Source organism: Rhizobium aethiopicum, assembly GCF_014197535.1.
Classification (GTDB): domain Bacteria; phylum Pseudomonadota; class Alphaproteobacteria; order Rhizobiales; family Rhizobiaceae; genus Rhizobium; species Rhizobium aethiopicum_A.
The window spans coordinates 40,390-58,631 of the sequence record NZ_JACIFV010000027.1 but is presented as its reverse complement, the minus strand read 5'-3'; the positions used below and the strand labels follow the sequence as shown (position 1 = coordinate 58,631).

The window sequence follows — 18,242 nt, the reverse complement described above, 5'->3', positions numbered from 1 at the left end:
CCTGCGTCTTCCCGTACTCCATTGCCGAATCTTGATCGGAAGTTGCCTCGGTCACCGTTTACGGTTGACCCTGTCGGCAGAGGCTGGCAGGCAATGCACGAGACTGAAAGGATGCCGGAGCAAAAGATGGATCAAACTCTCTTCGCCAACCTGTGCAGGGCCGGCAAGTTCAAGGAAGCGCTCAACCTCGCCATCCAGGGCCACGAGGGCGAGAAATTCACACCAAGCCGCTTTGCCATGGACAAGAAAACAGGGCTGCCGATCTTCTACCGCGGCAACAAGCGCGTAGAGCCGGATGAGACTGGCGTATGGCAGTTGGCCAAGAGTTCGAAGGACTGGGGCTGACCGCCCATGCCGTGTTTTCTCTCTCGAGGATTTGCCGCTCTCAGCCGGTAATGTGGAAATCCCTCGGCATATTCTCGAGCTGAGCCGCTTCCGTCTCGACGCTTGAGACCGATGCCCCTGCAGGTCCGCGCCTCAAACTCTCGATCATTGTCGAAATCGCGCTATCCGCTCCAGCGATCAAGGCGGACACGGATCCGTCCGCCTCGTTGCGCACCCAACCCGTTACGCCGAGCCGCAGCGCCTCATCGCGTGTCCACATGCGAAAACCGACACCTTGGACCCTGCCCGATATTCGCACTCGCACCGCCTCGTCATGATCGGACATATCGCCTCACCAAAACCTAGCCGCTATTGCCGGGTCCATCATAACAAAAAAGCCCGGACGATGCCGGGCTTTTGCAAATCTGCGGAGGCAGCCCTTACTTCTGGGCAGCCGGGGCCGGCGCCGGAGCGGGTGCCGGAGCCACTGGGCTCTCGGTTGCCGGCGGTGGCGCCTTAATGACCTTGGACAGCTCGGCATTGCTCTGCTTTTCCAAGTCTCGCGAAATGCCCTGCGCCCAGATGTCGGCAGCCTTAGCCGTTTCGCGGGAGGCGACTGGACCATCGCGCAGCAGCTTCTTTCCGACGTCGGAATTATAGAAATCCGCAATCGCCTTCAGCTCGTCGACCGTGAAGGCCTTGGCATAAGTGAGCGCCGCCTCCTTTTCCAGATCACCGCGGCGCGGCGCCAGCTTCAGCGCCTGCGCGTCGACGGTCAATGAGATGATGTCCTGATAGTTCGGCGAATCCTGGATCAGGCCGGCCTTCAGGCGCTCGGCGAGGCCGGGCAGGATATTGTCGAACTGGGCGGTGGCGCCGATCGCGTCAATCGCCGCGCGCGCAGCCTTCAGCTGCTCTTCGGAAACTTCCTGCGCCTTGACGGCGGAGCCGAAGGCAAGCCCGGAAAGAACGATGGTCGCAGCGGCAAGACGGCCAAGACCTGCAATGTTCATCATAAGTGTATGCTCCTGTTATCTGTTTGCCTGCAGCGTGCGCGCACCCGCAGAACCGGCGATGATCGCAAGTGCCGCCATATTGATAAAGAGTCCGTGTTCAACGACGCCGGGTATGGAATTCAGCTCGCTCGAAAGCGCCTCTGCATCAGGAATGCGGCCAAAAGATGCATCGATGATGTGATGGCCGCCGTCCGTGGTAAACTCTCCGTCACCGGACTGGCGCAGGTTGAGTTCGCCGGAAAGGCCGAGCCGGGCGGCAACTTTTTCGATGGCGATCCGCGTTGAGACGAGACCGAACGGATTGACCTCAATCGGCAGCGCGAAAGCGCCGAGTGTTTCGACCAGCTTGCTCTCGTCGGCGATGACGATCATCCTCTGCGACGCGGCAGCGACGATCTTTTCGCGCAGCAGCGCGCCGCCGCCACCCTTGATCAGCCTGAGCGCCGGATCGACCTCGTCGGCGCCATCGACCGTCAGATCGAGCGCCGGCAGCTCGTCAAGCGATTTCAGCGGAACACCGAGCTCGACACAGAGCCGCGCCGTTCGTTCGGATGTCGGAACACCTTCGACCTGGAAGCCGCCCGCGACCTTCTCCGCCAGCAGGCGAACGAATTCTTCCGCTGTACTCCCAGTTCCGATACCGAGACGCATCCCGCTTTCGACATGGGCGAGCGCGGCCTCGGCGGCCTTGATCTTCATTTCGCGCGCATCCATGCGCCGCCAGCTCCGAATTATTGCGTTGGATGTGCTGTTTACACGGCTCGCCTGGCAAACGAAAGTCAAAATCATCACGGAAAATGAAAAGCCGAAACAAACGCCTGCGGCTTCCCGGTAATCCTCAGGCAGTTGCTTTCCGTCCCGCGATCGCCTACGTCAGGAACGATATCATCATTCCCGGGAATGACGCGTTCCATCGACGCCGCTTGCAAGACGCTCATCGCACGAAGAGGCAAATCCTTGACCCCTGCCCCCGCCCCGCTCGTCGTCTTCGATCTCGACGGCACCCTTCTCGACACCCATGCCGATCTCGTCGAAAGCCTGAACCATACGATCGCAGCCCTCGGCCTCGAACCGGTCAGTTATGACGACCTCACCCATCTCGTCGGCCAAGGGGCGCGGGTGATGATCGAGCGCGCCTGCCGGCTGCGCGGCCATGCGCTCGCGGAAGACGGCCTGCCGCTGCTGGTGGAACGCTTCGTCGCCCATTATGCCGGGAACATGCCCGGCCATACGGAACCCTATCCCGGTCTGGTCGCCGCGATGGACCGCCTGAAATCCGCTGGCTACCGCCTCGCCGTCTGCACCAACAAGATGGAGAGCCTCGCGCTCGGTCTGCTCGAGAAGCTCGACCTCGCCCACTATTTCGAAGCCGTCACCGGCGGCGACACCTTCCAATACCGCAAACCCGACGCCCGTCACCTCACCGGCACCATCGAGCGCGCCGGCGGCGATATTTCCCGAACCGTGATGATCGGCGACAGCATCAACGATATCGCCGTGGCCAGGAACGCCGCCGTGCCGTCGATCGCCGTGCCTTTCGGCTATTCTGATGTGCCGGTTTCAAGCCTCGATCCGGATGTCATCATCACCCACTACGATGAGCTGACCCCGGAATTGGTGGAAGGTTTGCTGAAGGGTTCTGCGGCCAAGGTTGCTGTCTGAGGAGTGGCCACTTCGCCGATGCTCCTGCAGTTGCGGCCCCCTCATCCGGCTGCCGCCACCTTCTCCCCGCTGGGTAGAAGGGACAAGCCTCTGATGCTCTGCGCCAACTAAAACGTCTCAGATTTATAAGGAGTGCGCCGCTGGTTTCCCCTTCTACCCAGAGGGGAGAAGGTGGCCCGCAGGGCCGGATGAGGCGGCCACACGGCAGATCCTAACCTCATATTGCACGCAGACGCCCCAAAAACAAAACGGGCGGCCCAAAGACCGCCCGTCAAAACCACCACAGATTAGGCGTCAGATCTGCGCCCCACGCGCCTTGGTCGTCGCATCGAAAGCCTTGTCGACATAGGCGTCACGGCCGTAGACGTCGTCGAAATACTCCACCACGCCGTCCTTGTTCGGCCAGGCGGTGAAATAGGAGACGTAAACCGGAATTTTCTGCGGCACCTTCACTGCATGGTTCTGGCCGCTCGCGATCTGCCTGGCGACATCGTCGGCCGTCGTGCCGAGCACGGCGGCTGCCATCGCGCGTGGATTGGCAAGGCGCACACAGCCGTGGCTCAGTGCCCGCATGTCGCGCTTGAAGAAGCTCTTCGAGGGCGTATCGTGCATGTAGATCGCGTGGCTGTTCGGGAACAGAATCTTCAGTTCGCCGAGGGCATTATCGCTGCTTGGCGGCTGGCGCACCGAAACATTTGCTGTCGAGCCGTACCAGTCGACGCTGGACGAGGCGACGGCATGGCCATTCACCTCAACCTCATAACCGAGCTGATCGAGGTAGTTCGGGTCCGAGCGCAGCTTCGGCAGCATTTCGTTGATGATGATCGACTGCGGCACGCCCCAGAACGGGTTGAACTCCACCGTCTCGATCTCGTCGTTGAAGAAATAGGTCTGGTTGTTCTTGCCGCCGACCACCACGCGCATCGACAGCTGTTCCTTGCCGTCATTGTGGTAGTAGGCCATGTAGGCCGGCTGATTGATCATGACGTAGCGTGAACCCAGATCTTCCGGCAGCCAGCGCACCTGTTCCATGGCGACGACGAGCTTGTCGATCTTCGAGGCATTGGTGTCGCCGCCAGTCATGGCGCGCACCGTCGCCTGGCCGATGACACCATCGGGCTTCAGGCCGTGCTCTTTCTGGAAGTCCTCGACCAGCGAGACGATCTCGGGCGAATAGTCGCTGCCGCCGGCGTAAGCTGCGAACGTCGCCGCATGATCGGTCTTCAGCTTCTCGGATCCGTGCTTCTGCAGCGCCTTGACGATATTGGCGATCTCAGACGAGCTGTCGCCGGGTTTGAGCAGCCCCTGGAGCGAAATGACGATCTGCTCCTCATTGCTATCGGCAGCGCGAAGCTTGGCAAGCTCCGCCTTCAGCGCCTCGAACTGCGGGCTATCAGGCGAACGGCTGGCGATATAGGCTCCGGCATTGGGGCTCATGCGCGCAAGCTTCAGCACCGGCGTCAGATTGACGACCTTGCGCTGGAAATCGTGATAGCCGGAAATCTTGTTCGGATCGATGCGGCCGCGGACCGTGTCCTGCACGAAGGCAAGCACCTTGGCCGAAAGTTCCAGCTCGAACTGCGTCAGCGCCCGGTCGCGCGCGGCAGGATCGGGATTGGCCGGATCGACCGCCGGCGTCTGCACGGCGTAATCGGCAGGGTCGAGGCCCACGGAAGCCGCATCGGCCAGCGCCGCCATTGCCGACTGGGCGCGCTCGTTGATCTGATTGCCGTCGACCCAGACGAGTGGATTGCGGCCATCGCTGTAATAGGTTTCGAGCGCCTTGGCGACGTCGGCATTGGCGCGAACCTTGGCCTGCGCCAGGAAGCGGCGCTGCACCACCGGTTCGGAATCGCTCCCCGGCGAAACCTCAGCAACCGCACCCGTGACGATGGGATCGGCGAACTTGCTGGTATCGACGAACTGCAGGGCTTCGGTCTTGTAGGTGTAATAACGCGGACCGCTCACCTTCGGCAGCGGCGCCTCCGGGTCAAGCCCGCCAAGCGATCCGCCTTCGCCGCCACGCGGCGCCACACGCCCGGGCGGCATCTGATCCATGAAAATGGTGCTCTGAGTCCGCTGCCTGTCGCCGCGCAGCATATCCATCAGCGTATAGGCATGCGCGGGAGCGGCCATCATTGCCAGGCCGCAAGAAACTGCCAATGCGGATACCGCGCTTTTCAAAACGAACGTCATATATATTCCAGTCCCGATGTCATGCTGTTCTCAGCTCAAATCCCGCGAAACTCAAGCAGCGTAGGGCCTCATTGATCAGAAACCGGCCTTCGCCGCCAGCGCCGGCGGACTAATTTCATGTGATGAGGAATCCTGCGCGGCGCCGCACAGCAGTTCACACAAAATTATGAAATTATTAGTTAATTTTTTACCGAATTTTCGCAGCCGGGCCAGTACGGCAAAAACGTGCCGATGCATAAAATTTCCAACGTGGCCGAAAAAGCACGCCGCCTGGCAGGCACAAACATGACTGTGATCATCAATATTTCGCACCGCATCCGGTTTTCTTGCCCTGGTTTCCAACCTATAAGACCACATCTTTCGAAGATGCCAGAAAACAGCATGTGATAGGAAGGCAAGGCTCATGACCGCAACCCGCACCGAAACCGATACTTTTGGCCCAATCGACGTCGCCGCCGACCGATATTGGGGCGCCCAGGCGCAGCGTTCGCTCGGCAATTTCAAGATCGGCTGGGAAAAGCAGCCGCTGTCGATCGTCCGCGCGCTCGGCATCGTCAAACAGGCGGCCGCCCGCGCCAACATGTCGCTCGGCCAGCTCGATCCGACGCTGGGCAAGGCCATCGTCGACGCCGCCCAGGAAGTGATCGACGGCAAGCTCGACGAGCACTTTCCGCTGGTCGTCTGGCAGACCGGTTCCGGCACGCAGTCCAACATGAATGCCAACGAGGTGATCTCCAATCGTGCCATAGAAATGCTCGGCGGCGTCATGGGTTCCAAGAAGCCGGTGCACCCGAACGATCACGTCAATATGAGCCAGTCGTCGAACGACACCTATCCGACGGCGATGCACATCGCCTGCGCCGAACGGATCGCCCATCATCTGCTGCCGTCGCTGAAGCACCTGCATGCCGCCCTGGACATGAAGGTCACCGAGTTCAGCCACATCATCAAGATCGGCCGTACCCATACCCAGGACGCCACGCCGTTGACGCTTGGCCAGGAATTTTCCGGCTATGCCGCCCAGCTCGGCTCCGGTATCAAACGCATCGAGATGACCCTGCCCGGCCTCTGCGAACTCGCTCAGGGCGGCACGGCCGTCGGCACCGGCCTCAACGCACCGGTCGGCTTTGCTGAGAGGGTCGCCGAGGAGATCGCTGATATCACGGGCATGCCCTTCGTCACCGCGCCGAACAAGTTCGAAGCGCTCGCCTCGCATGACAGCATGGTCTTTTCACACGGCGCCATTAATGCGGCGGCTGCCGCCCTCTTCAAGATCGCCAACGATATCCGCCTGCTCGGCTCCGGCCCCCGCGCAGGCCTTGGCGAGCTGGCGCTGCCGGAAAACGAGCCCGGCTCCTCGATCATGCCCGGAAAGGTCAACCCGACCCAATGCGAAGCGCTGACGCAGGTTTGCATCCACATCTTCGGCAACCACGCCGCGCTGACTTTCGCCGACAGCCAGGGCCATTTCGAGCTCAACGTCTACAATCCGATGATGGCATACAACTTCCTGCAGTCGGTGCAGTTGCTGGCCGACGCCGCCGTTTCCTTCACCGACAATTGCGTCGTCGGCATCGAGGCGCGCGAGGACAACATCAAAGCCGGCCTCGAACGCTCACTGATGCTGGTCACCGCCCTCGCCCCCAAGATCGGCTACGACGCCGCCGCCAAAATCGCCAAGACCGCCCACAAGAACGGTACGACGCTGAAGGAAGAGGCGCTTGCCAGCGGACTGGTGACATCGGAAGAGTATGACGCGATCGTGCGTCCCGAGACGATGATCGGGCCGAAATAGACGGGGCTGCCCCCTTTCACCTGCCGCACCTCTCCATTGGAGAGAAGAGAGATTCGCGGGGATTTTCTTCTGCATGTCAGAGCAAGGATACGGACAACATAACCACTTTCTCCCTCATTCCTGTGCCTGTCACAGGAATCCAGCCACGGCGCGTCCGCGCCGTGAATGAATCATACTTCAAGGGAGTCTTTCGCGCCCAAAGACTTGGGCGCGCTGGATTCCTGTGACGAGCACAGGAATGAGGGAACGTGAATGGGGCAAACGTTCAAACCAACAACGAAAAATTGTCCATCACGACAGAATTGCCCATGAAGTCGAAACGGATTTCTTCGATGTCTTCGATATTGACCTCGAGACTGGGACCGGTGACCTCGAGCTCCTGCTGATAAACGATCTGGCCGTCGTTCAGGGCTGTGAGCGTCAGGTGAAAGGGCGATGCCGACAGTTCGGCGATCGAAACGCCCTGAAAGGTGAACTCCCCGCCATCGAGCAGTTTCAAGCTTACGGGGGCAGAACCCGGTGATAGAACGGTATCGCTGAAACCGTCCTCGGTAATGGCGTCGACGCCCGGGATGGTATCATAGACGATGCCGTTCAGAAGCGTCACCTCATGGCTGCCGTTCACTGAGAGCGCAAAGCCCCGGTAATTGGGGAGAGAGAAATTATCCGCCCTCGATAAGACACCCATATCGTCGAAATCCAGGACTTCGTGGTATTTTTCGCCTTCGTTGACGCCGTCGATCGCCAGCGTCAGCACGCCGAGATCCGTCCCTCCCAAGCCGTCGGACATCTTGTAACTCAGCTTTTCGATGAGCTGATCGTACTTCCCCAAATTCTTCACCACGTCGAGCGTATAATCCAGCTCATATGTGAAGTGACCGTCAGGTTTCACTTTGAAGGTTCCGTACTTGCCCTGAATGATCGTTTCTTGGTCAGGCCCATGCTTGGCGTCGATACGGACGCCATTGACGAAGCGAACATACATGTCCGCTCCTTCTGGATCGCTGGCGAGGCGCAGCAGATCGCCCCTGATCCAGTCATGTTCGAAAAAAACGAGAAGGTCGTCGACAGCAGTTGGCTTTGCATTTGTCATTGGAAGCCCCGGCAGGTTAACGCTGCCGGGAATATGAACTAGGCTTGAACTGAAAGCAACCTGAAGTCGGCCGTTTCGCGGCAAATATCGATTTCTGTTCGCTTATTGCGTGTGCCAGGCGAGTTGCAAAATGTGGCACGACATGGCCCCAGCTCCAGACTCCGCCGTTCCCAATTGCATTTGCTTCGCAGCAGATTTAGACCGGTTCCAATTTCGCGACGCACGCCCAGCAGAAAGGTCACTTGGATGGCTGACGATCTCTTCCCCCTTGGCGAGGATGCCACCCCCTACCGCAAGATCAGCAGCGACTACGTCTCGGTCGACAGTTTCAAGGGCCAGCAAATCCTGACGGTCGATCCCGAGGGCATCCGGCTGCTTGCCGAAACCGCCTTTGCCGACATCAACCACCTGCTGCGCCCCGGGCATCTGAAGCAGCTTGCCTCCATCCTCGACGATCCTGAAGCGACCGACAACGATCGTTTCGTCGCCTACGATCTGCTGAAGAATGCCAATATCGCCGCCGGCGGCGTGCTCCCCATGTGCCAGGACACCGGTACGGCGATCATCATGGGCAAAAAGGGCCGCAGGGTCTGGACAGAGGGCGGTGATGCGGCGGCGCTTTCGAGAGGCGTGCTCGACGCTTATGAAAAGAAGAACCTGCGTTATTCGCAGCTCGCGCCGATCAAGATGTTCGAAGAGAAGAACACCAGGAACAACCTGCCGGCTCAGATCGATATCTATGAGGAAGGCACCGACTCTTACGACTTCCTCTTCGTCGCCAAGGGCGGCGGTTCGGCCAACAAGACCTTTCTCTACCAGGGCACGCCCTCGCTCCTGACGCATGACCGGATGATCGACTTCCTTAAGGAGAAGATCCTGACGTTGGGGACGGCAGCCTGTCCTCCCTACCATCTTGCGATCGTCATCGGCGGCACCTCGGCGGAGATGAACCTGAAAACGGTCAAACTTGCCTCGACCCGTTATCTCGACGCGCTGCCCACCGAAGGTTCCGAGAGTGGCCACGCCTTCCGCGACGTCGAAATGGAAAAGGAAATTCACAAGCTGACACAGCAGATGGGCGTTGGCGCCCAGTTCGGCGGCAAGTATTTCTGTCATGACGTGCGCGTCATCCGCCTGCCCCGCCACGGCGCCTCCCTGCCGATCGGCCTCGGCGTCTCCTGTTCCGCCGACCGCCAGGCCAAGGGCAAGATCACCCGCGACGGTATTTTCGTCGAGCAGCTCGAAACCGATCCTTCGAAATACATGCCCGAGATCGACGAGGCGAAACTGTCGGAATCGACCGTGCATATCGATCTCAACAAGCCGATGGTCGAGGTGCTCGCCGAACTATCCAGACATCCCGTCAAAACGCGCCTTTCGCTGACCGGCACCATCGTCGTCGCCCGCGACCTCGCTCATGCCAAGATCCGCGAACGGCTGGAAAAGGGCGAAGGTATGCCCGATTACCTGAAAAATCATCCGGTCTATTATGCCGGCCCAGCCAAGACGCCGGCCGGTTACGCCTCCGGCTCCTTCGGCCCGACGACGGCCGGCCGGATGGATAGTTACGTCGACCAGTTCCAGTCCTTCGGCGGCTCGATGGTGATGCTTGCCAAGGGCAACCGCTCGCGCGCCGTGCGTGAGGCCTGCAAGAAATATGGCGGCTTCTATCTCGGCTCGATTGGCGGCCCCGCCGCCCGTCTCGCCAAGGACTGCATCCGCAAGGTCGAAGTACTCGAATATCCCGAGCTCGGCATGGAAGCAGTCTGGAAGATCGAGGTCGAAGACTTCCCCGCCTTCATCGTCATCGACGACAAGGGCAATGATTTCTTCCAGGAGTTGAATCTGGGGTGACTGGTTGACGTGGTCATTGAGGTGAAGGGCAATCAACGGCGTGCCGTGCAGCCCCTCATCCGACCCTTCGGGCTACCCGCAGGGGAGAAGTGGGTGCAAGCCGCCGACCATCGTTTCCTACCGTAAAGGTCTCAATGGGATTGAGGCGCTGCCACGAGTCCCTTCTCCCAGCGGGGAGAAGATGCCGGCAGGCAGATGAGGGGGCCGCACGGCACCCCTTCCGATACCTGCACCACTACTGAATATCTGCAGCGCTTACCACGTCTCCATCATCCACCCTCGCCAGGATCTCCGTGCGGAATGCGGCGGCAAAGAGGCCGGTGTGCTCCAGCAGCAAGGCGCCGCCTGCGATGATGGTGAAAGCGAGGATGGCGAAAGAAATGGCACAGGACCTTTCCATGATCTCACGCCCCGGTGTTCTGGCAGCAATCGGGTTTACCACTGGAAATTATCATCCCGAAACATTCACGCTGAAATAGGAGACGACCAAAACCGGATGTCGACAAGATGAATACGATCTCCAGCGAGAAAAAGAACTGTAAGTTTTTTAAACACCGCTCCCGCACAACGGGTATGCACTGTTCCGCTAAAGATACGTTTTTCCATGGAAAATCATAGGCCTGCATGAAGTATTGTCCGGATACGAAGTTGTCGTATGTAATCTTTGGTATATGTCGCTTTAATCTTTTCCCAAGAAATTTAAGCTAACAACTAAAATATTGCCTTTGAATACATGAGGAGTTCGCCGGATGAATACGGCTGTCGCGCCCAAGGTGCAGGTTCCCGACGTTGCGGGTCAGATCACCTATGCCATGCGCTCGATGGGCGTTGCGCCGATACCGCGCAATTACGAACTCTTCTACGAAGCCTATATCGGCTCCAATCCCGCCCTCACCCGCGAACTCGCAGCTCTCGGCAGCCAGGCGACCCAGGCCGAACTCGATGCGCTGGGCGCGCAGTATTTCACCGGCAGCCCCGCACGCGTTTTCGACGATGCCCATACGCGCATATCTGGCGAACTCGACGGCCTGCTGCGGATTCTGAGGCAGGAGCAAAGTTCGCTCGAAAGCTATACAAGGCTGCTCGGCGAGACCCATAAGCGCATCACCTCCAAAAGCAATGCCAGCGTCGAATTGATCGAAAGCGCTATCGAACTTTTGAGCCAGGCGACTGGTGATACCATGGCGCATGGCGAACGCACCGTCGAGGACGTCGTCCAGCGTTCGCAGGAGATGGACCAGGTCCGCAAGGAACTCGACGAATACAAGCGCATCGCCAACACCGATTCGCTGACGCGCCTTTCCAACCGCCGCGCCTTCGACGACCGCCTTGCAACGGTCTTCAACAATCCCGGCATGCGGCCGGTAACGGCCCTGCTGCTCGCCGACATCGACAACTTCAAGAAGATAAACGACACCTACGGCCATCCCGTCGGCGACAAGATCCTCGCCACCGTCGCCTCCGTCATCCGCAGCAATGTCCGGCGAGACGTCTTCGTCGCCCGTGCCGGCGGCGAGGAATTCGCCCTGATCATCGAGGGCAACACAGCCGAGGAAGTGACGGCGATCGCCGAACGCATCCGCCGCACGCTCGAAACCACGCCGTTCAAGAATTCCCGCACCCGGGTGAATTACGGCCCGATCACCGTTTCGATCGGCATCTGCATGGCCTCGAATGCGGAGGACGCCGGCGAGCTCTACAGCAAGACCGACATCGCCCTTTACGGCGCCAAGAACGCCGGCCGCAACTGCATCGTCCTCTATCAGGACGGCATGCAGAAGGACTTCAGCAAGAGCTGGCTGATCTACAAGGCCTGACGCGGAGCCCTAATGATAAGCACGCTGTCGCCACCAGATGACGGCATCAGCTGTTGTCCAGTTCACTCCACGGCTATTACTTTCTCGACATCAGGAGCGCGAGGTAGCCGCTTCCTCCCTCATTCCTGTGCTCGTCACAGGAATCCCGCCACGGCGCGTCCGCGCCGTGAATACTGTTACGGGGGAGAGAGTCTCCCGCGCCCAAAGACTTGGGCGCACTGGATTCCTGTGACGAGCACAGGAATGAGGGAGGAGAGGTGCGTGGCCACCTCTCGCCATCACAGCCTCTCGGCATCCCCTACCACATCGTCTTCGCCGCTCGCCCCGGCCATTCCCGATCATAGGTTTCCTGATCGAAATCTCCGACCGCGGCCTTCAGCATCTGGCCCGGCGTCGGCAGCGCCGCGGGATTGGCAAAGTGCTCGGCATTCCAGAGTTCGGCCCGCATCACGGCGCGCGCGCACTGGAAATAGACCTCGTCGATCGAAATGACGATGACGCTGCGCGGATGTTTGCCGTCCATCTCGAAACTCGAAAGCAGCGCCTCGTCGTTGGAGACGACGCCGCGGCCGTTGATGCGCATCGTCGTATTCGAGCCGGGGATCAGGAACATCAGCGCGAGCCTGGGATCACGCACGATATTGGAGAGCGAATCGACGCGGTTGTTGCCGCGCCAGTCCGGCAGATGCAGCGTCTCGTCGTCGACGACGCGCACCACGCCGCCGAGATCGCCGCGCGGCGAACAATCGAGCCCTTCCGGCCCGACGGTCGCAAGCGCGGCAAAGGGCGAGATCTCGATCATCTCGCGATAGAGCGGCGTCAGCCGCTTGGTCACCTTGTCGACAGAGGCCTGTGACAGGCCGGCGCCATAGATCGTATTGAGCTCTTCAATGCTGCTGATGATTTTCATGGGGCGTCCCGCCGCGGCTTGATATCGGGCCGGACGCTACAATGCCGCGCGCCTCGCTGGAAGCTCAAAATGGAATGATCTCCGCATCTTTTTTGATGCTTTCGCCGGCTTCCTCGCCTGCGCCGCCTTCGAGAAAGGCTGCGATCGCGCCAAGCACGGGAGCCGCGCCGATGATGCGCCGGTGACCGAATCCGTTTGCCCAGAACAGCCGCACTCTACTTCCCGCCGCGCCGTAACGCAGAGCATGGTCCGCTGACACCTCCTTGTCGTCCTCGGCATGGATCACCAGAACCGGCCGGCCGATCGAGCCCGCCGTATGGCTCGCGTCGAAATCCCCGAGTCTCCGTCCAGTGACACGATGTACCTCATTCTCCAGCGCGGCCTGGACAACGGGACGAAGGCCGACCATCCGGCCGAAATCGGTAAAGAGCCAGGCCATCTCGCTCGGCGCGCCGATCAGCACCAGTCGCTCGCCGGTAACGGGCACCGCATCCGGGATCAGGCCCGCCGCCGAGACCATCAGCGCCGCGCCACCGAAGGAATGACCGATCGCCGCATCGAATGCACCGAACCGCTCGCCTGCCGCCGCAATCGCCTCGACCGCAAGTCCCATATGCAGGAAGCGTCCGCCCGCGCGCCCGTGACCGGGAAAATCGAGCGCTATCACCTCGGCACCCGTCGCCGCCAGCATCGAAACGAGATCGGCCATGTAGACGGCGCTCGAGCCCCAGCCATGCGTGACGAGATAGCGCTTGCGCTGACCGAGTGCCCCGCCGTTCAACCGGTAGGCATGTGCTTTGGCGCCGCCGGCAAGCCTGAGGACGAAGCACTCGGCGCCGGCAAGCCGTGCCGCGCCCGCCGCATGCGCCGCCTTCGCCTTCTCGCCCTTCGGCCGTGGCGATGGTGTGCGGCAGAACAGCAGGAATGCAGCCCTGCCCGCCAGCCGCGGCAAAATCGCCTGCAGAAGCCGGAATCCGAGGCGGGTGACCTCAAGCGCGAAATTTGCCATAGTGGGAATCCAAAAGACTGTTCAACACTGAACAATAAAGTACAACGATGAACAAAAATCAATCCCTACCCTGGGATCATCCGCGTTTTCGCAGCTGGATTGCGGTGGCGCGCGCCTGTCAGCTGATGCAGCAGTCCCTGACCCGCTCGCTTGCCGATCTCGACATCAAGCCACCGCACCTCGATATCCTCGTCAATCTCTACCGCTTCGAGGCCATCTCGCAGCAGGAACTGGCGCGCAAGCTCCTCGTCGGCCGCTCCAATATGAGTATGCTGCTGCCGCAGATGGAGCAACGGGGTTTGATCGAGCGGCGCGGCGACGAGCGCGACAAGCGCGTGTTGCGCCTTTATCTCACCGGCGAAGGCCGCAGAGTAACCGAGGCGGCAATGGCGATCCAGACCGACCTCATCGAACGCACGCTCTCGGACGAGCCGATCGAACAATGCATGGCGACCGCCACCTCGATGGAGCGCATCATCGCCATACTGCTGAAAGATCTGCGCGACGATGACTGATGCATGTCGCCCAAAAGTGTGCAGCGGTTTTGGAAGGACGACATGCATAAAAAGACCCTCAAGCGCCTCGCATGAACCAAGTTCGATGCGAGGCGCTTGAGGTTCAATGCAGCGACGGCGCCGCCGATGTGCCGCTCAGCGAGCGGTATTCCCAGGCGGCGACGATGATCAGCACCAGCGTCGCCAGAATGCCGAGCAGGTAGACCTCGATGAACGGGGCTGCGAAGGCCAGCAGGATCACCAGCACGAGGCCGGCAAGATGCGACAGCGGCATCTGGCCGCTGGTCGCGCCCTTGAACCAGAGATTGCCGACGAGGAACAGGCCGGAGCCGCCGAGCACCGCCGCGGCAATGCCGAAATCGCCCGTCTCGTGCGGATGCGAGAACATGAATTCAACCGCCACCGCATGCACAATGATCCCGGCCAGGATCGGAATATGCCCATAGGTGAAGGCCTGTCGCGCCAAGGCTCCCGGCGTTTCCTCATGTTCGATGCGATGGGCGGCGCGCCCGTGGCCGAAGCGGAAATAGAGCCACCACATAGCGACCGTGCCGACGAAGCCGGTGACGAAGACGATGCTCGTCAGGCCTGAGATCGGCAGTTCGGAAAACGTACGGCCGGAAACGAGAATCGCTTCACCGAGGCAGATGATAACGAAGAGGGCGCAACGCTCGGCCATATGCGCGCCGGACACGTCCCAATCGCTTGGAACCGAACGGCCGAGCCCGGGCACTGCAAAGCCTGCGGCTGGCCCGGCATATTCAATCGCCAGCGCAATCATCCAGGCAATCAGCCTGGCTTCGTGTTCGAGCAAGCCACCGGCGATCCAGAAGACACCGGCCGCCGCTAGCCAGCTTGTGATACGGGCGAAATTCAGCGTATTGGCCCGGTCGACGCGCGTCATCGCATAGGTCGTAAACAATGAGCGTCCGACCTGCATCGCCACATAGGCGCCGGCAAAGAGCAGTCCCTTGTCGCCGAAGGCCTCGGGGATGGAGGCGGAAAGCACCAGCCCGAGCATCATCAGCACCACCAGCATGCCGCGCACCGGCATCTTCTCTGGGTCGAGCCAATTCGTCACCCAGGCGGTAAAAATCCACACCCACCAGACGGCGAAGGTCATCAGCGCCGCTTCGGCAGCACCCAGCGGCGTATAATGGGCGGCGAGCGCATGCGAAAGCTGCGAGATCGAAAAGACGAAGACCAGGTCGAAGAACAGTTCGAGGAAGGTCACCTTGCTGCCGGCGGCGCTGCCTTTGGCGCGCAGCCAGTTCTTTCTATTCGCTTTCGCCATGTGTCCCCCGATGGCTGTATATTGAAATTCAGCGCGGTCTTTCCGCCGTGTCGCGGTTCATGCCCTTTTCCCGGAGCTCGTCCTCATAGGCCGAAAACAGCTCTGCCCCCCGTTCGCCGAGCTCGCGCAGATAGGTCCAGGTGTAGATGCCGGTGTCGTGCAGGTCGTCGAAACCGATCCGCACCGCATAATTGCCGGTTGGCGTCATCGAGATGATCGCGACATTGCGTTTGCCCGGCACCGTCACCTTCTGCCCCGGCCCGTGGCCCTGCACCTCGGCAGACGGTGACAGAACGCGCAGCAGTTCGGCCGACAGGTCGAAGCTCTGGCCGTCGTTGAAGGTCACCACCAGCCGCTGCCGGTCCTTTGAAACGCGAAGTTCGCTCGGCCAGATATCGCTCATCTCAATCATCCTCTTTCTCCTGGAGAAGTAGGCGTTCGGCTTTTTCGAGGCAAGCGCAAATTAGCGTGTGCGAAATCCGTTTCCCTTGACGCGGCAATCACATATGCACAAATAGAAACATGTCGCTTGAGACCGGGCTCATCCCGCTTGGCGCGCTTCAAATCCCGCCGCGGAGGAATTGGTGAATAAGAGAATGGGAACGATAGGCAACGCATCGCCGCTCACGGCAGCTGCACATCCGATGATCGACCCTTTCGGCCGGGCAGTCACCTATCTCCGCGTCTCCGTCACCGACCGCTGCGACTTCCGCTGCACCTATTGCATGGCGGAGAATATGACCTTCCTGCCGAAGAAGGATCTCTTGACGCTCGAAGAGCTCGACCGTCTCTGTTCCGCCTTCATCGCCAAGGGCGTCAGCAAGATCAGGCTGACCGGCGGCGAGCCCTTGGTGCGCAAGAACATCATGTATCTGGTGCGCAAGCTCGGTGAAAAGATCGGCTCCGGCCTCGATGAGCTGACGTTGACCACCAATGGCTCGCAGCTTTCCCGCCATGCCGCCGAGCTTTATGATTGCGGCGTGCGCCGCATTAATGTCTCGCTCGATACGCTCGATCCCGGCAAGTTCCGCAAAATCACCCGCTGGGGCGATTTTGATAAGGTCATGGAAGGCATTGACGCCGCCCAGAAGGCCGGTATCAAAATCAAGCTCAATGCCGTGGCGCTGAAGAATTTCAACGATGCCGAGGTGCCCGATCTCCTGCGCTTCGCCCATGGCCGCGGCATGGACCTCACCGTCATCGAAACCATGCCGATGGGTGAGATCGAAGAGGACCGCACCGATCAATACCTGCCGCTTTCCGAGCTGCGCGCCGATCTCGAACGTCAGTTCACGCTAACCGACATAGATTACCAGACCGGCGGCCCCGCGCGTTACGTCAGGGTTTCCGAGACCGGCGGCCGCCTCGGCTTCATCACGCCGATGACCCATAATTTCTGTGAGAGCTGCAACCGCGTTCGTCTCACCTGCACCGGCACGCTCTATATGTGCCTCGGCCAGAACGACGCCGCCGATCTCCGCGCCGCACTCCGCGCCACGGAAGACGACGCCCTCCTCCACGCCGGCATCGACGAAGCTATCACCCGCAAGCCGAAAGGCCACGACTTCATCATCGACCGCACGCATAACAGACCGGCGGTGGCGCGGCATATGAGTGTCACTGGTGGGTGATAAGTTGGTGAGGTGGGCGTGCCGCGTGGCCCCCTCATCTGCCTGCCGGCATCTTCTCCCCGAGGGGAGAAGGGATCAGGCGGCACGACCGCCATTCCACAACTAAGTTCTAGAGGGACGCGAGGCGCTGCGGCGATTCCGCTTCTCCCCAGCGGGGAGAAGATGCCGGCAGGCAGATGAGGGGGCCACACGGCACGCCCTCTATTGCCCTCCGCTAACGCTCAGCGCACTCGCTCTCTTGCCCTGCCGGGCATCTTCTCCCCGGGGAGAAGAAGGAAACTGCCGCAACGCCGTGCTCCCAAATCACCCGGGCTTACGCGCACAAATCGCAAACCGCTCCTGCACCATCCGCTCCAGCCCGCGCAGGAACGGCATCTTGCGCGCCTGCGCCCAGTGAATATCCGCGAGCTTGCGATCGACCACGATATCCGTAAAGCCGGCTTTACTGAGAAGATCGACGATCGCTTCGGCCGGCATCTCGTGGGAAAAATGCACGCGGGAACGGATCTTCTGATGGCGCGCCATCATGTCAGGTGACATATGGCTTGCCGCCGGCTTGCCCGTCATCTTCGTCCAAAACTTCTGCAGGCTCTTGACCCAGGTTTCCCGGCCCATATTGCCGTCGACGATCAGCACCTTGCCGCCCGGTTTCAGCACCGCAAACCATTCCTTGAAGGCCGAAGCCGGGTCCACCAGCGTCCAGACGAGATGCCGGTTGGTGATGGCGTCGTAGCTGTCCCTCGGCTCCATGGTGTTTTCGGCGTCGCCGGAAACGAAGCGGATATCGGTGCCGCGCTTTTTCGCCTTGGCGCGCGCCTGCGCCAGCATCGCATCCGACCAGTCGAGCCCCGTCACCTTGAAGCCGGCATCATTCATCAGATGCGAGATGACGGCCGTGCCGCAGGCGAGATCGAGCGCCGCACGCCCCTGCCCCTCGCCGAGATGCTTTCGGATCAGCCGCCGCCAGCCCTTCCGTTCCGCTTCGGAAAAGATTTCATGGCCGACGCTCTCGTCGAAGGTATCGGCCCGTTCCGACCAGAAATCGCGAATTTCGTCGCGGATGGAGTAGTTCGTGTTCATGGAATTCATCGCAGGCACCCCGGCATGGCATCAGTTTGGAAATGCT

General features: G+C 60.5%; 18 protein-coding genes and 1 pseudogene. 7 read left to right on the top strand and 12 right to left on the bottom strand.

Annotation, left to right across the window (positions count from 1 at the left end):
* The first annotated feature begins 126 nt into the window (after positions 1-126).
* Positions 127-345: a hypothetical protein gene (locus GGD53_RS26585; RefSeq protein ID WP_041678876.1), complete on the top strand. Its 219-nt coding sequence runs from the start codon at positions 127-129 to the stop codon at positions 343-345.
* Between the two features lie 40 nt (positions 346-385).
* On the opposite strand, the gene GGD53_RS26580 is transcribed toward GGD53_RS26585, so the two are convergent.
* From GGD53_RS26580 to rpiA, 3 genes are all read right to left on the bottom strand, one after another.
* Positions 386-670 (bottom strand): acylphosphatase, encoded by a 285-nt coding sequence (locus GGD53_RS26580; protein WP_184459722.1) that lies wholly within the window; start codon positions 668-670, stop codon positions 386-388.
* 94 nt (positions 671-764) lie between these two features.
* Positions 765-1,340 carry a DUF2059 domain-containing protein gene (locus GGD53_RS26575; RefSeq protein WP_184459721.1) on the bottom strand — a complete coding sequence of 192 codons (576 nt, stop codon included), beginning with the start codon at positions 1,338-1,340 and terminating at the stop codon, positions 765-767.
* A gap of 15 nt (positions 1,341-1,355) precedes the next feature.
* Complete coding sequence (gene rpiA / locus GGD53_RS26570) at positions 1,356-2,054, bottom strand: ribose-5-phosphate isomerase RpiA (RefSeq protein ID WP_184459720.1); 699 nt, start codon at positions 2,052-2,054, stop codon at positions 1,356-1,358.
* A gap of 243 nt (positions 2,055-2,297) precedes the next feature.
* Between rpiA and GGD53_RS26565 the strand changes: the two genes are divergently transcribed.
* Positions 2,298-3,002 (top strand): HAD family hydrolase, encoded by a 705-nt coding sequence (locus tag GGD53_RS26565; RefSeq protein WP_184459719.1) that lies wholly within the window; start codon positions 2,298-2,300, stop codon positions 3,000-3,002.
* A 294-nt stretch (positions 3,003-3,296) separates the two neighbouring features.
* On the opposite strand, the gene GGD53_RS26560 is transcribed toward GGD53_RS26565, so the two are convergent.
* Positions 3,297-5,198 (bottom strand): L,D-transpeptidase family protein, encoded by a 1,902-nt coding sequence (locus tag GGD53_RS26560; protein WP_184459718.1) that lies wholly within the window; start codon positions 5,196-5,198, stop codon positions 3,297-3,299.
* 75 nt (positions 5,199-5,273) lie between these two features.
* Entirely contained in the window at positions 5,274-5,603 is a 330-nt protein-coding gene (locus tag GGD53_RS26555) for a hypothetical protein (protein WP_184459752.1), read from the bottom strand.
* Between GGD53_RS26555 and fumC the strand changes: the two genes are divergently transcribed.
* On the top strand, positions 5,602-6,993 hold the full coding sequence (fumC, locus tag GGD53_RS26550) for a class II fumarate hydratase (protein ID WP_184459717.1): 1,392 nt from the start codon (positions 5,602-5,604) through the stop codon (positions 6,991-6,993). The genes GGD53_RS26555 and fumC overlap by 2 nt on opposite strands.
* Positions 6,994-7,258: 265 nt before the next feature.
* On the opposite strand, the gene GGD53_RS26545 is transcribed toward fumC, so the two are convergent.
* Positions 7,259-8,086: a VCBS domain-containing protein gene (locus GGD53_RS26545; protein ID WP_184459751.1), complete on the bottom strand. Its 828-nt coding sequence runs from the start codon at positions 8,084-8,086 to the stop codon at positions 7,259-7,261.
* Between the two features lie 246 nt (positions 8,087-8,332).
* Here GGD53_RS26545 and GGD53_RS26540 point away from each other — a divergent pair, with 246 nt between their 5' ends.
* Positions 8,333-9,940, top strand: a complete 1,608-nt coding sequence (locus GGD53_RS26540) for a fumarate hydratase (protein WP_184459716.1) — start codon at positions 8,333-8,335, stop codon at positions 9,938-9,940.
* Between the two features lie 235 nt (positions 9,941-10,175).
* Here GGD53_RS26540 and GGD53_RS26535 read toward each other — a convergent pair whose 3' ends face one another.
* Positions 10,176-10,340, bottom strand: a complete 165-nt coding sequence (locus GGD53_RS26535; protein ID WP_184459715.1) for a hypothetical protein — start codon at positions 10,338-10,340, stop codon at positions 10,176-10,178.
* Positions 10,341-10,689: 349 nt separating this feature from the next.
* On the opposite strand from GGD53_RS26535, the gene GGD53_RS26530 reads away from it, so the two are divergent.
* Entirely contained in the window at positions 10,690-11,757 is a 1,068-nt protein-coding gene (locus tag GGD53_RS26530; RefSeq protein WP_184459714.1) for a GGDEF domain-containing protein, read from the top strand.
* Between the two features lie 298 nt (positions 11,758-12,055).
* Here the strand turns inward: GGD53_RS26530 and GGD53_RS26525 are convergent, their stop codons facing one another.
* Positions 12,056-12,667 (bottom strand): pyridoxamine 5'-phosphate oxidase family protein, encoded by a 612-nt coding sequence (locus tag GGD53_RS26525; protein WP_184459713.1) that lies wholly within the window; start codon positions 12,665-12,667, stop codon positions 12,056-12,058.
* Between the two features lie 36 nt (positions 12,668-12,703).
* A pseudogene (locus tag GGD53_RS26520) lies at positions 12,704-13,676 on the bottom strand (alpha/beta hydrolase).
* A 47-nt stretch (positions 13,677-13,723) separates the two neighbouring features.
* Here GGD53_RS26520 and GGD53_RS26515 point away from each other — a divergent pair.
* Positions 13,724-14,191, top strand: coding sequence for a MarR family winged helix-turn-helix transcriptional regulator (locus tag GGD53_RS26515; protein WP_184459712.1), 468 nt, complete (start codon positions 13,724-13,726; stop codon positions 14,189-14,191).
* Positions 14,192-14,294: 103 nt separating this feature from the next.
* On the opposite strand, the gene GGD53_RS26510 is transcribed toward GGD53_RS26515, so the two are convergent.
* Both GGD53_RS26510 and GGD53_RS26505 read right to left on the bottom strand, forming a co-directional pair.
* Entirely contained in the window at positions 14,295-15,485 is a 1,191-nt protein-coding gene (locus GGD53_RS26510; RefSeq protein ID WP_184459711.1) for a low temperature requirement protein A, read from the bottom strand.
* A gap of 28 nt (positions 15,486-15,513) precedes the next feature.
* Positions 15,514-15,888 (bottom strand): gamma-butyrobetaine hydroxylase-like domain-containing protein, encoded by a 375-nt coding sequence (locus GGD53_RS26505; protein ID WP_184459750.1) that lies wholly within the window; start codon positions 15,886-15,888, stop codon positions 15,514-15,516.
* Positions 15,889-16,069: 181 nt separating this feature from the next.
* Between GGD53_RS26505 and moaA the strand changes: the two genes are divergently transcribed.
* Positions 16,070-17,116: a GTP 3',8-cyclase MoaA gene (moaA, locus tag GGD53_RS26500; RefSeq protein ID WP_184459710.1), complete on the top strand. Its 1,047-nt coding sequence runs from the start codon at positions 16,070-16,072 to the stop codon at positions 17,114-17,116.
* 303 nt (positions 17,117-17,419) lie between these two features.
* On the opposite strand, the gene GGD53_RS26495 is transcribed toward moaA, so the two are convergent.
* Positions 17,420-18,205 (bottom strand): class I SAM-dependent methyltransferase, encoded by a 786-nt coding sequence (locus GGD53_RS26495; protein ID WP_184459709.1) that lies wholly within the window; start codon positions 18,203-18,205, stop codon positions 17,420-17,422.
* Positions 18,206-18,242 lie beyond the last annotated feature (37 nt).